This is a genomic window from Castellaniella sp., from assembly GCF_034675845.1.
GTDB lineage: Bacteria > Pseudomonadota > Gammaproteobacteria > Burkholderiales > Burkholderiaceae_B > Castellaniella.
In genome coordinates, this window is sequence record NZ_JAUCCU010000001.1 from 913,163 (window position 1) to 925,195 (window position 12,033).

The following is a 12,033-nucleotide window of genomic DNA, read 5'->3' on the forward strand; positions in this document are numbered from 1 at the left end:
CAAGGGATTCGGCCGCACAAACCAGTTATTGTAGGCCGGACCCGGCGATGCAGCACAGTCCGGCCCGGTTTGACATGCCCTTTCCAATCCAGGCTTCTCGGCTATCCGCCAGCCTCGTACAATCTCCCCAAACTTGCCAATCACGGAGGCTCCGATGCCCCTTAGCTTCACCCCGAAAGACGCCGACCTCCTGGGCCGCACCGCCGACGCTCTGTGCGCCTACATGGGAAAGCCCGTCATCGCCGAAATCATTGCCGAACCGGATGAAGGTTTTGAATGGGTATTGTTTGCCCTGCCCCTGGCGCCCAACGATGAGGACGAGCGCCCGCACGTCCAGGCTGGTGGCCCAGGTGCCCGGTTCGTAGGCAACAACGGCGGGCTGGACCTGGCTGACGGACAGCCCATTGATTGCGAATTTCTCTGGGCCATCCAACTGAGCGAACTGGAAGGCTGCCGCTATACCAAGGTAGACGCCAGTGGCGAAGAAACCGGCTGGTCCGATAACCTGGCCGAACTGCTGCCGTTTCAACTGGTGGATGACCCGCAGCCCGACGATCAGGATGACCCGACCGAACTGGAAGACTGAGCACGCGCCTGTCGCAGGACAGGCTACAACATCGTGCGCCCCGCCGCGCCGATAGAAAAGCAATCACGCACAAATAGCCCCGCCCCGATCGGCCACATGCACGCCACCAGACAACGCGACAGCAGATGCGTCAGCCGCCGTCCCGTGGGCCGAGTCACGTGGCGCCGCCGCAAATGCAGGGAAAACCGCGTATATCGGGCGGCGGCGGCCAAAAATGTCATCGGCTGATAGCGCAGCCAGGGCAGACAGCACTCTACCGTGTCATAGGCCAGCAACCACAGGCCCAAGGCATGCCGGGCGCCATCCGAGCTGCGGCCCTGGCGCGACAGGCTATCGGCACTGTCGTGATAGACCCGGAAAACCTGATTGACGAAACGGGTCAGGTAGCCCGCCCGAGCGATTGCCCGCCAAACCAGGCTTTCGGGCACAAAGCCGGGGATATCTTCCGGAAAAGGAAACTGACGCAGCACATCGGTACGCAGGCAACCGAATTTCTCGCCCCGCACATGATGCCGAAACGTCATGTCCAACGAAGTGATATCCATCACATCCTGCGGATACATATCTCCCACGATTTGCCCATCGGGTCGGGCACACAAACCGGTAATCGCCACATAGCGATGGCGTTGCGCCGGAGAAATCTGGTCCCACACTGATGCCATCTGATACAAGGCATTGGGGTCCAGCTCATCATCGCTGTCAATCGCCACCAGCCATTCGCCACGCGCCTGCCGCACCCCGTTGTTGAACGCGGTTTTCTTGTGCTGATTGGTTTGCCAGACATAACGGATCGGAAAGCTGGCCTCGGCCTGCCACGCCTGGATCAGATCCCGGGTATGGTCGGTGGAACCATCGTCCACCACCACCCATTCAAAGTCCTGAAAGGACTGTTCGCGCAGGGAATGATATACACGCTCTAGGGTGTGGGCCCGATTGTAGGTGGGGGTAAGCACGGTAAACAAATGACGCCAACATGCCATTCAGATGGACTCCTCTCCTGTCTTATTGAGGGTCGCCAAACCAGGAAACAGGGCGGCAACCGCCAATGGGACTGAATCAGTCGACCGATGAAAGCCATGATAGCGGCAAAAAAAAACCACGAACTGCAATGTCCGTGGTTTCCCTGATGCCGAATTGTATGAAAACAATACGGCAAGATAGGCGCGGTTTAGACGCGCTTGACCTTTTCCAGCATCTTGAAGACGCCTTTGGGTGCGCGCACAAAAAGGCGCTTGAAGGCCTTGCCTAAACAACGGCGTTCCAGGGTGTTGCGCCGGTTGCGTTTGATTTCTGCCATGAGGATCTCCGTGAGGGCGGGCAATGCAAAACACGCCATTTTAGCAAATTGCAGCCCAAGCCATCAAAATACCTTAAACAAGTCCAATACACGCGGCCAAACAGCACGCTGCAGCACTTACCCACAATGATAGACAAGGTCTTGCTGCAAGCACATTTCGGGCGGATTATGATGGCGCCATGAACGCACCCATTCGCATTATCGGCGCCCGCCAGAACAATCTGAAAAACCTGGATGTCACTATCCACACCGGCGAACTGCTGGTGATGACGGGCGTTTCCGGGTCAGGCAAATCCTCCTTGGCCTTCGACACCCTGTATGCCGAAGGCCAGCGGCGCTATGTGGAAACTTTTTCTCCTTATGCCCGCCAGTTTCTGGACCGCATGGACAAGCCCCAGGTCGATCGCATCGACGGAATTTTGCCCGCGATCGCCATCGACCAGGTCAACCCGGTCCGCAATTCGCGCAGCACCGTGGGCACGATGACCGAGCTGAATGATCACCTGAAGCTGCTGTATGCCCGGGCGGGACACCTGCACTGCGCCCAATGCGCCCGGGCGGTTCGACGCGATAACCCCGCCAGTATCCGGCAACAGCTGGACACGCTGTGCGCCCAGGCCGACCCCCGGCTGGTCGTGAGCTTTCCGATCACGGTGCCGGACAACTACACCGAGGATGAGATTCGCGGTTTTCTGCAGCAACAGGGCTACACCAGGACACACGCGCCCGCCACCGCAACGACTGCAAGCGACAGTGCTGATCCCGTGCTGCCCAAAACCCGTCGTCTGTATGTCATCCAGGACCGATTCCGACTTGGCAACGCGGAGCCCGCCCGGGTCGACGAGGCCCTGGAAACCGCGCTGCACCAGGGCAAAGGACGGCTGACGGTCTTTGCCCTGAGCGACGATCACGAAACTGCCTGGCGTTTCAGCGCGGGCCTGCACTGCGCCCACTGCGACATCGAATACAGCACGCCGCTGCCCAGCACTTTTTCCTTTAATTCACCGCTGGGGGCCTGCGAGGCCTGCAAGGGCTTTGGCCGGGTCATGGGCATCGACTACGGCCTGGTGATACCAGACGAACGTCGCACGCTGAAGGACGGTGCCATCAAACCCTGGCAAACGCCCAGCTACCACGAATGTCAGGAAGAACTGGAAAAGTATGCCGCCAAGATCGGCATCCGGCTGGACGTGCCCTGGCAGGCCCTGAACGCCGCCGAACAATCCTGGGTCATCCACGGCGCCCCCGACTGGAAGGGCGGGCCATCCGCCTGGAAGCATCAGTGGTACGGCATTCAGCGCTTCTTTGATTGGTTGGAAACCAAAGCCTACCGCATGCATGTGCGCGTGCTGCTGTCCAAATACCGCAGCTACACCCCCTGCCCGCAATGCCGCGGCGCCAGACTGAAGCCCGAAGCCAGCCTGTGGCGCCTGGGCCGCAGCACGGACGCCATCCCCGGCTATCCCCGCTTCAGCCCGGCAGGCACCCATTGGACGGCAGCGCAGTTGGCGGCCTTGCCTGGCCTGGGACTGCACGACCTGATGCGCCTGCCCATCGAACGGGTGCGCGACTGGTTCAATGACATTGAGCTGGGCCAGACACTGGACGATGCCCTCATCGAACTGCTGGACGAAGTCCGGGCCCGGCTGCGCTTTCTATGCGATGTGGGACTGGGCTATCTGTCGCTGGATCGCCAGAGCCGCACCCTGTCCGGCGGCGAGGTACAGCGCATCAACCTCACGACGGCATTGGGCACCTCGCTGGTGAATACCCTGTTTGTGCTGGATGAACCCTCGATCGGCCTGCATCCACGCGATATTCACCGCATTATCCAGGTCATGCATCGACTGCGCGACCACGGCAATACCCTGGTGGTGGTCGAACACGACCCGCAGGTCATGGTGGCGGCTGACCGCATTCTGGATATCGGCCCGGGGCCGGGCGAACGCGGCGGCCAGATCATTTTCGACGGCAGCCCTGCCCAACTAGCCGCCGCCGATACCCTGACCGGCCGCTATTTCAGTGGTCGGCAACGCATCGAGGCGCCACGTCCCATGCCCGTGGCCAAGCAGACGCCACGCTTGCTGCTGCAGGGCGTGCGGGCCAATAATCTGCACAATATCGACCTGTCTTTGCCCCTGGGCCGCCTGGTGTGCCTGACGGGGGTTTCAGGGTCGGGCAAATCCACGCTGGTGCAGGATGTGCTGTACCCCGCCCTGCTGAAGCGCCTGGGGCGGCCCACCGAAGCCCCCGGCGAATTCGACATGCTGCTGGGCGCCGAGCAAATCGCCGACGTGGTGTTGGTGGATCAGACCCCCATCGGCAAAACTGCCCGCTCCAACCCCGCCAGCTATGTAGGCGCGTTCGACGCCATCCGCAAGCTGTTCGCCGCCGCCCCCTTATCCCAAGAGCGAGGCTACACCGCAGGCACCTTTAGCTTCAATACGGGAGACGGACGCTGCCCAGGCTGTGGCGGCACCGGCTTTGAACACGTCGAGATGCAGTTTCTATCGGACGTTTATCTGCGCTGCCCAGACTGCGATGGCCGACGATTCCGGCCCCAGATCCAAGAGGTACGCATCGAACACCTGGGCCGTAGCGCCTCCATTGATGAAGTGCTGGCCATGACGGTCAGCGAAGCCCTGGAGTTCTTCAAGGGCCTGCGCGACGTGCAATGGGGGCTGGCGCCACTGGCGGATGTCGGCCTGGAATACGTCCGCCTGGGCCAACCCGTGCCAACCCTGTCGGGCGGCGAGGCCCAGCGCCTGAAGCTGGCCGGACACCTGGCCCAGGCGGCGCGCTCCCGGGCGCCCCGCAATCTGTTGAAGGGCAGCCTGCTACTGTTTGACGAACCCACGACCGGCCTGCATTTCGACGATATCGCCCGCCTGATGCAGGCATTTCGCAAGCTGCTGACAGCCGGGCACTCTCTGCTGATCATCGAGCACAACCTGGACGTCATCCGCGCCGCCGACTGGATCATCGATCTGGGCCCGGAAGGCGGCGACCAAGGCGGCCGCATCATGGCCCAGGGCACGCCGGACGAGCTGATGCAGACGGCGGCATCGCATACCGGCCAGGCGCTGGTGGACTATTTGCGCCAATTGGATAACCCGGCCTTGCCGCTGCGGGAACCTGCCCCAGCCATCAACTCCCCGACGATCAGCCAGAACATCCAGATCATCAATGCCCGCGAACACAACCTGAAAGGCATCGATGTCAACATCCCCCGCGACGTCTTTACCGTCATCACGGGTGTGTCGGGTTCTGGGAAATCCACCCTGGCATTCGATATTTTGTTCAACGAGGGCCAGCGCCGCTACCTGGAATCCCTGAACGCCTACGCCCGCGCCATTGTCCAGCCAGCGAGCAAACCCGACGTGGATGCCATCTACGGTATTCCGCCCACCGTCGCCATCGAACAACGCACCAGCCGGGGTGGGCGCAAATCCACCGTGGCCACCATGACGGAAATCCACCATTTCCTGCGCCTGCTGTATGTGCGCCTGGGGACGCAAATGTGCCCGGACTGCCAGGTGCCGGTGGCCCCCCAGACTGCCGAGCAGATCGTCGCCCAACTGCTGCGCGACCATGCCGGCGAACACATCGGCCTGCTGGCACCGCTGGTGGTGGCCCGCAAGGGCTATTACACGGATCTGGCCAAATGGGCGGCCAGCCATGGTCATAGCCACCTGCGGGTGGATGGCCAGTTCATCCCGGTCAAACCCTGGCCACGCCTGGATCGCTATCAGGAACACAACATCGAACTCCCGGTGCGCGATCTGATCGTGGACGTACGCGATGAACCGGCGTTGCGCGAAGCCGTGCGCGAAGCCCTCGCCCTGGGTCATGGCACCTTCCGGGTGCTCAGCGGGCTGACGGTGGCCGGGCCGCAGACCATCGATGCCCGTCGCGCCGCCGGACTGGCCCCCAATCCGCTGGTCCTGACTTTCTCGATCAAGCGCGCCTGCCCGCAATGTGCGACCAGTTTCCCAGAGCCGGACCCCCGTCTGTTTTCCTATAACTCGCGCCACGGTTGGTGCCCTGGCTGCTTTGGCACAGGTTTGTCGCTGACGGGCTTTACCGCCGATCAAACCGGCGAGGAGGCCAGTTGGCTGGAGGATGACCCAAACGCCCAACTGCCCTGCCCCCAATGCCACGGCCAACGCCTGAACCGGGTGGCGCTGGCGTTTCGCTGGCACGATCGATCCATTGCCGCCCTGGCCGCCCTGCCCATCAGCGCTGCCCAGCGGTTTTTCCTGGGGCTGGGCATGCAGGGGCGCGAGGCCGAAATCGCCCGCGATATTCTCAGCGAGATACGCGGACGCCTGAACTTCATGATGGAGGTAGGGCTGGGCTATCTGGCGCTGGACCGTGCCGCGCCAACTCTATCCGGCGGCGAAGCCCAGCGCATCCGATTGGCGGCCCAGCTAGGCTCCAACCTGCAAGGCGTCTGCTATGTGCTGGACGAACCCACCATCGGGCTGCATCCGCGCGATAACCGTATTTTGCTGGATGCCCTGGGCCGTCTGGAGGGTAATGGCAATACCCTGGTGGTAGTCGAACACGACGAAGACACGATCCGGCGTGCCGGGCACGTCATCGATATCGGCCCAGGCGCCGGTTCCCGAGGCGGCATGGTCGTCGCCCAGGGCACGGTGGACGATATCGCCCGCCACCCGGCATCCCTGACCGGACGCTATCTGCGCCAGCCGCTGGCCCACCCCATGCAGCCGCGCCGCCCCGTGGACAAGCAGACCCCCGCCATCGACATCGTGGATGCTTCCCTGCACAACCTGCGCCATGCGCGGGCACGCATCCCGCTGGCACGCCTGAGCGTCGTCACCGGCGTATCGGGCTCCGGCAAATCCACCCTGGCGCGCGATGTCCTGCTGGACAATCTCAGTCGCCGCATCGGCAGCCGCCTGAGCACCCCCTGGCAGGGTTGCCACGACATCCGTGGCTGGGAAGCCATCGACCGGGTGCTCGAAGTCGATCAGACACCCATCGGCAAGACCCCTCGCTCCTGCCCGGCCACCTATGTGGGCTTCTGGGACGATATCCGCAAGCTCTACGCCAGTACCCGCGAGGCCCGGATGCGCGGCTGGACGGCCTCGCGGTTTTCATTCAACACCGTCGGCGGGCGCTGTCCGGAATGTGATGGCCAGGGCATGCGGACCATAGAAATGAGTTTTCTACCCGACGTCAAAGTCCCGTGCGAAGCATGTCATGGGGCACGCTTCAACCACGAAACCCTGTCCGTGCAATGGAACGGCCACAGTGCCGGGGATGTACTGCGTATGGAGGTCGATGATGCCATCGGGCATTTTTCGGCTCACCGCAAAATATCCCGCGCCCTGCAACTGATGCAGGATGTCGGACTTGGATATCTGACGCTGGGCCAGCCATCGCCCACCCTCTCGGGCGGCGAGGCCCAACGCATCAAGCTCGTCACCGAGCTGACCAAGGCGCACCTCGATGAAGGCGTGATCCGCACCGGCCGGGCCTCGCGTATTCCACACACCCTGTATGTGCTGGACGAGCCCACAGTCGGTCTGTCCACCGCAGATGTGGAAAAACTGATCGACGTACTGCATCGCCTGGTGGACGCCGGACATACAGTGGTGGTCATCGAGCACAACCTGGATGTCATGGCCGAAGCCGACTGGATCATCGACCTCGGCCCCGAGGGCGGCGACCAGGGAGGGCAGGTCGTCTCCCAGGGCAATCCCGAGGCCGTCTGCCAGGACAGCACCCACACAGGCCGCATCCTGGCCGAATTCCTGGCACGCCAGACACCCGCCCCATGAACCCGACTACGGATATCCCGGTGCTGACATCCACGATGCCTACACCGCCAGACAACGACCACCAGACCACCTGCCGCTTCGATGACGGTCTGGCGGGCTGGTCGCTCTGCCTGGATCATTGCATCGAACGCATCGCAGTACATCGCCGGGCCGACCTGCAGGCCGCCTGGAGCAGCATCGAAAGCGCGCGCCAGCGCGGCCACTGGATCGCCTTGCTGCTGGACTATGAACTAGGGGCATGGCTAATTGACACACCTGAAGCCGAGACGCCATCACAGCCAGTCACCCCGACGCCGCTGCTGACCGCTCTGGTGTTCGGGCACGCCCAAGAACAGGGACAGCGCCCCAACGTTCTGGGCCCTGCGACGGCCCCCCATCCGCCGACGCCCGCACAGGCATCGGCATCCCATCCTGTTTCAAGCTATGGAACGGCACACCCCAGCCAGACCCAAGTTCAATACCGTCAGGCCATCGAGACCATCCGTCAGGGTATCGCCCGAGGGGACTACTACCAAGTCAACCACACCTTGTCCCTGCGACTGGACTGGCCAGCGGCGCTGGCCCCCGAGGCAGTCTACCGGACGCTGATCCGCCAACACCCAGTCGCCCACGCGGCCTATATTCGCGATGGCGAACGCCAGATTTTGTCCCTATCCCCAGAACTCTTCGTGGCCCGTCAGGGCAGTACCCTGTACGCCCGCCCCATGAAGGGCACGGCCCCCCGACATGCGGACCCGGTCCTCGACCAGGCAGCCGCCCAGGCCCTGCTGCACAGCGAAAAAAACCGGGCCGAAAATCTGATGATCGTCGACCTGCTGCGCAACGACCTGGGCCGCATCGCCATTCCCGGCAGCGTCCGGGTGCCTGCCCTGTTCAAACTGGAAGCCTACCCATCCGTCTGGACGCTGACCTCATCCATCCAGGCCGAAGCACCAGGGATTTCGCTGGCCAGCATCCTGCAGGCCCTGTTTCCCTGCGGCTCGATCACCGGCGCGCCAAAGCTGGCAGCCATGCAGGCCATCCGCACGCTGGAGGGCCGACGGCGCGGCATCTATTGCGGCAGCATCGGCTGGCTGGCCCCAAACGGGGATTTTTCTTTGAATGTCGCCATCCGCACCATCGAAATCCAGGCTGAACAAGCCCAGTTCGGTGTAGGCGGCGGCATCGTCTCCGACTCAGACGCCGACGAGGAATGGCAGGAATGCCACTGGAAGGCCCGTATCCTGAATGGCTGGAACACGACACATGCAGCAAACACACCCGGCACTGATTGAAACCATGCGGCTGGCCGATGGCCAAATCGCCCTGTGGCCAGGTCATCGCTCACGCCTGCTGGCCTCGGCGCAGGCACTGGGCTACCGCCTAGACCCCGCACAGATCGAGCAGCAGGTGGCCCTGGAAACTCACCGGCTGAACGACCTGCCCCGCCAAGCCGCCTGGCGCGTCCGACTGCTGCTACAGGAAAATGGCCTGTGCACGCTGAACAGCAGCCCGCTGCCCGACACCCCGGTGCCCGTGCAACTGGCCTGGGCCAGCGACGCCTTAGCAGGCCATACAAGCCCTGTCCTGCTGGATGGCGACGACACCTGGCGGCGACACAAGAGCACCCACCGCCCCTGGTTTGCTGCAGCCCAGGACTGGTTGCAGCAGCACTCGGATCATTTTGATCTGGTCTTCTGCGATCTGGCTGACATGCCTTGCGAGGGCAGTCGCTGCAATCTTTACGTCCGCGACGCACAGGGCACCTGGTTGACCCCCCCAGCCAGCATGGGCCTGCTGCCAGGCGTGCAGCGCCAGTCCCTGCTGGCGCAGAAACTGGTCCAGGAAGCCCCCCTTAGCCGACACGATCTGCAAACCGCCCCTGCATTGCGGGTATCCAATGCTTTGCGCGGCTGGCTGGACGCCAGACTCAGTTGAACTGGTCGGATACACAGCTTTACCTGACCAGACCGTTCCATTAGAATCGAAGGATTTCCCGCTGGGCGGGTAATATCGATTAGATCCGCTGATCAGGTCCACAAAGTAGATCTGTTCATCCGTTGCATTTATCAGACCTGCCCCAAAAAACGATCACTCATGCCTCCACCACATCACGCCCACGTCAGATCCTCATCCATGATTGTCTTGTCCCGCTGGGCGCGGCTTGCCTTATGCGCAGGCCTGGTCGCCCTGGCGGGATGCGCCACCCAACCGCGCCAGACAGCCGATGCCAGTTCCAATCACCTGTTGCGCGACAGCTATCTGCTCAGTACCCAGGCCGACCCACTGGGCGCCTGGCTCGACAGCAAAGACAGCCTGGCCATCGACTACCCTCGGTCCTCGGCTCAAAACACCACCACCCCCTCAAAAACCATGGCCAGCACCGCGCTCAGGTTTCTTGGGGTCAAATACCGCTACGGCGGTGACGGACCAGGCGAGGGCTTCGATTGCAGCGGCCTGGTTGCCTATGCAGCCGAGAAATCCCTGGGCTTGAAGCTTCCCCGCACTGCCAGCAGCCAGGCCCAGGAAGGCATCTCGGTCGGCCGCAATGAACTACGGCGCGGCGACTTGGTGTTCTTCAATACCCTGGGACGTCGATTCTCCCATGTGGGCATCTATCTGGGGAATCAGAAATTCGTGCACGCCCCGCGTGCCGGTGCCGCCATCCGGGTCGAGAACATGGATATCAGCTACTGGCGCAAACGCTATAACGGCGCCCGTCGCCTGAAGCCCGAATCCGCCACCGCACGGCGCTGATCACACCAAGCCTCCACCACAGGGGGTTACTGGTCAGCGGCCAGTATAAAAAAAGCCGATCAATACACATTGATCGGCTTTTTTTTTATACCCAGATGATTCAATGCATGCTGACCATCCGTTGGTCCAGGGCCTGCTGGCGCAGCGGGCATGCCTTACAGAAGCCACATTGATCCAGGGCCTGCTGCATGCTGCACACCGAGCGTCGGCAGGTCATGACCCGAACACCGGCGCGCTGCGCGGCCGCCCGAAATGTCTTCATGACGTTATGGCCCAGAAAATCCGTTAGCAAAATCACCAATTCCGTGCCGGACGGCAGATTGGGGGCTTTTTTCTGATGCGCCGTGTCCCGGCCGCTGATGTGATGCGAGATGGCGATATTGTGATCACGCAGCAAATCCGGGATATTGCCCAGCCGATCTGCACCGACGATTAAAGCACTGACTTGAGACTGCTCCATGAGGATGGCTCCTGAACCGAAAAAGGGAGGAATTCATTTCCTTCCAGCACATACAAATAATAATCATTCTTATTTAGAAATGCAATTGGTTCAGTAGGGTTTTATCAGAAAAAATGAAACAGTCGGGATCAGGCGACCTCGCGCACCGCTGGCGTGGGCTGCGCCACGGCCTCGGAGACCCGGTCGCGGCTGAGTTCTGGCGCCAGCATTTCCATCAGCACATAGACATAGTCCCGCAGGAAGACCCCGCGCTTGATGGCGACGCTGGTGGTGTGCTTGCCAAACAGGTGACCAGCCGGCAAGCCGACCAGCCCTTTGTCTCGGCGAGGATCAAAGGCCACCCCCGCGATAATGCCAATGCCCAGGCCGATATCGGCATAGGTCTTGACGACATCCGCGTCAATGGCTTCCAGCACGATATCCGGCGTAATGCCGGCCTTTTCAAAGGCCGCATCAATCGCACGTCTGCCCGAAAAAGCCCGGTCATAAGTAACGATGGGGTACTGGGCCAGGTGTTCCAGCGACAAATTGCGCGCAGCGCTGGACGTCAGGCTGGTCAGGGGGTGATCCGGCGGCACCACCAGGGTGTGTTCCCAGGAATACACCGGCAATGCCACCAGACCCGGTGTGTCGGCCAGGGTTTCCGTGGCAATCGCCAGATCCGCCTGTTCGTGCAGCACCAGCTTCGCCAGATGTTCGGGGTTGCCCTCGGCCAGGGAGACATGCACCTTGGGAAAACGAGCGCGAAACGAGGGGATGACACGCGGCAGCAGGTAACGCGCCTGGGTGTGGGTGCAGGCAATGACCAGCGCGCCTTCGTCGCGTTGGGCGAACTCGTCGCTGACCTTTTTCAGGTTATCGACCTCGCGCATGATCCGGTCGATGACGCCGGAGACAGCATGCCCAGGCTTTGTCAGGCCTTTCAGCCTTTTACCGTGGCGTTCGAAGATCTTGATGCCCAGTTCGTCTTCGAACTCGATGATGGCTTTGGAAACCCCAGGCTGCGAGGTATACAAGGCCCGCGCGGCTTCAGTCAAATTGAAATTGCGCCGGATAGTTTCGCGGACGAAACGGAATTGCTGGAGATTCATATGCCATCATCCTGTGAGATGGATTCATTATATGGAATATGGAAAGCCTTTTA

Annotated in this window: 9 protein-coding genes; 5 read left to right on the plus strand and 4 right to left on the minus strand. The window is 61.8% G+C overall.

Features of this window, described 5'->3' with window-relative positions; translation table 11 throughout:
• The first annotated feature begins 154 nt into the window (after window positions 1-154).
• Window positions 155-586: a hypothetical protein gene (locus VDP81_RS04475; RefSeq protein WP_322996838.1), complete on the plus strand. Its 432-nt coding sequence runs from the start codon at window positions 155-157 to the stop codon at window positions 584-586.
• Between the two features lie 23 nt (window positions 587-609).
• On the opposite strand, the gene VDP81_RS04480 is transcribed toward VDP81_RS04475, so the two are convergent.
• Both VDP81_RS04480 and VDP81_RS04485 read right to left on the minus strand, forming a co-directional pair.
• Window positions 610-1,566 (minus strand): glycosyltransferase family 2 protein, encoded by a 957-nt coding sequence (locus VDP81_RS04480; RefSeq protein ID WP_323011672.1) that lies wholly within the window; start codon window positions 1,564-1,566, stop codon window positions 610-612.
• A 188-nt stretch (window positions 1,567-1,754) separates the two neighbouring features.
• Window positions 1,755-1,883 carry a hypothetical protein gene (locus VDP81_RS04485; RefSeq protein WP_268248096.1) on the minus strand — a complete coding sequence of 43 codons (129 nt, stop codon included), beginning with the start codon at window positions 1,881-1,883 and terminating at the stop codon, window positions 1,755-1,757.
• A gap of 179 nt (window positions 1,884-2,062) precedes the next feature.
• Between VDP81_RS04485 and uvrA the strand changes: the two genes are divergently transcribed.
• The 4 genes from uvrA to VDP81_RS04505 all read left to right on the plus strand — a co-directional run bounded on the left by uvrA (window position 2,063) and on the right by VDP81_RS04505 (window position 10,429).
• Window positions 2,063-7,693 (plus strand): excinuclease ABC subunit UvrA, encoded by a 5,631-nt coding sequence (gene uvrA, locus VDP81_RS04490; RefSeq protein ID WP_323011673.1) that lies wholly within the window; start codon window positions 2,063-2,065, stop codon window positions 7,691-7,693.
• Window positions 7,690-8,967 (plus strand): aminodeoxychorismate synthase component I, encoded by a 1,278-nt coding sequence (gene pabB, locus VDP81_RS04495; protein ID WP_416233207.1) that lies wholly within the window; start codon window positions 7,690-7,692, stop codon window positions 8,965-8,967. The genes uvrA and pabB overlap by 4 nt, the downstream gene beginning before the upstream one ends.
• Window positions 8,939-9,610 carry an aminotransferase class IV gene (locus tag VDP81_RS04500; RefSeq protein WP_323011674.1) on the plus strand — a complete coding sequence of 224 codons (672 nt, stop codon included), beginning with the start codon at window positions 8,939-8,941 and terminating at the stop codon, window positions 9,608-9,610. The genes pabB and VDP81_RS04500 overlap by 29 nt, the downstream gene beginning before the upstream one ends.
• 159 nt (window positions 9,611-9,769) lie before the next feature.
• A complete protein-coding gene (locus VDP81_RS04505; RefSeq protein WP_323011675.1) occupies window positions 9,770-10,429 on the plus strand; it encodes a C40 family peptidase in 660 nt (219 codons plus the stop codon).
• Between the two features lie 100 nt (window positions 10,430-10,529).
• Here the strand turns inward: VDP81_RS04505 and VDP81_RS04510 are convergent, their stop codons facing one another.
• Both VDP81_RS04510 and VDP81_RS04515 read right to left on the minus strand, forming a co-directional pair.
• Entirely contained in the window at window positions 10,530-10,889 is a 360-nt protein-coding gene (locus VDP81_RS04510; protein WP_322996833.1) for a DUF2325 domain-containing protein, read from the minus strand.
• A 128-nt stretch (window positions 10,890-11,017) separates the two neighbouring features.
• Window positions 11,018-11,980, minus strand: a complete 963-nt coding sequence (locus VDP81_RS04515; protein WP_322996832.1) for a CysB family HTH-type transcriptional regulator — start codon at window positions 11,978-11,980, stop codon at window positions 11,018-11,020.
• Window positions 11,981-12,033: the final 53 nt, after the last annotated feature.

Excerpts from the sequence above, each read along its gene's own strand:
- VDP81_RS04475 (WP_322996838.1), top strand. The coding sequence starts at position 155 with ATGCCCCTTAGCTTCACCCCGAAAGACGCCGACCTCCTGGGCCGCACC.
- VDP81_RS04480 (WP_323011672.1), bottom strand. The coding sequence starts at position 1,566 with ATGGCATGTTGGCGTCATTTGTTTACCGTGCTTACCCCCACCTACAAT.
- VDP81_RS04485 (WP_268248096.1), bottom strand. The coding sequence starts at position 1,883 with ATGGCAGAAATCAAACGCAACCGGCGCAACACCCTGGAACGCCGTTGT.
- uvrA (WP_323011673.1), top strand. The coding sequence starts at position 2,063 with ATGAACGCACCCATTCGCATTATCGGCGCCCGCCAGAACAATCTGAAA.
- pabB (WP_416233207.1), top strand. The coding sequence starts at position 7,690 with ATGAACCCGACTACGGATATCCCGGTGCTGACATCCACGATGCCTACA.
- VDP81_RS04500 (WP_323011674.1), top strand. The coding sequence starts at position 8,939 with ATGCAGCAAACACACCCGGCACTGATTGAAACCATGCGGCTGGCCGAT.
- VDP81_RS04505 (WP_323011675.1), top strand. The coding sequence starts at position 9,770 with ATGCCTCCACCACATCACGCCCACGTCAGATCCTCATCCATGATTGTC.
- VDP81_RS04510 (WP_322996833.1), bottom strand. The coding sequence starts at position 10,889 with ATGGAGCAGTCTCAAGTCAGTGCTTTAATCGTCGGTGCAGATCGGCTG.
- VDP81_RS04515 (WP_322996832.1), bottom strand. The coding sequence starts at position 11,980 with ATGAATCTCCAGCAATTCCGTTTCGTCCGCGAAACTATCCGGCGCAAT.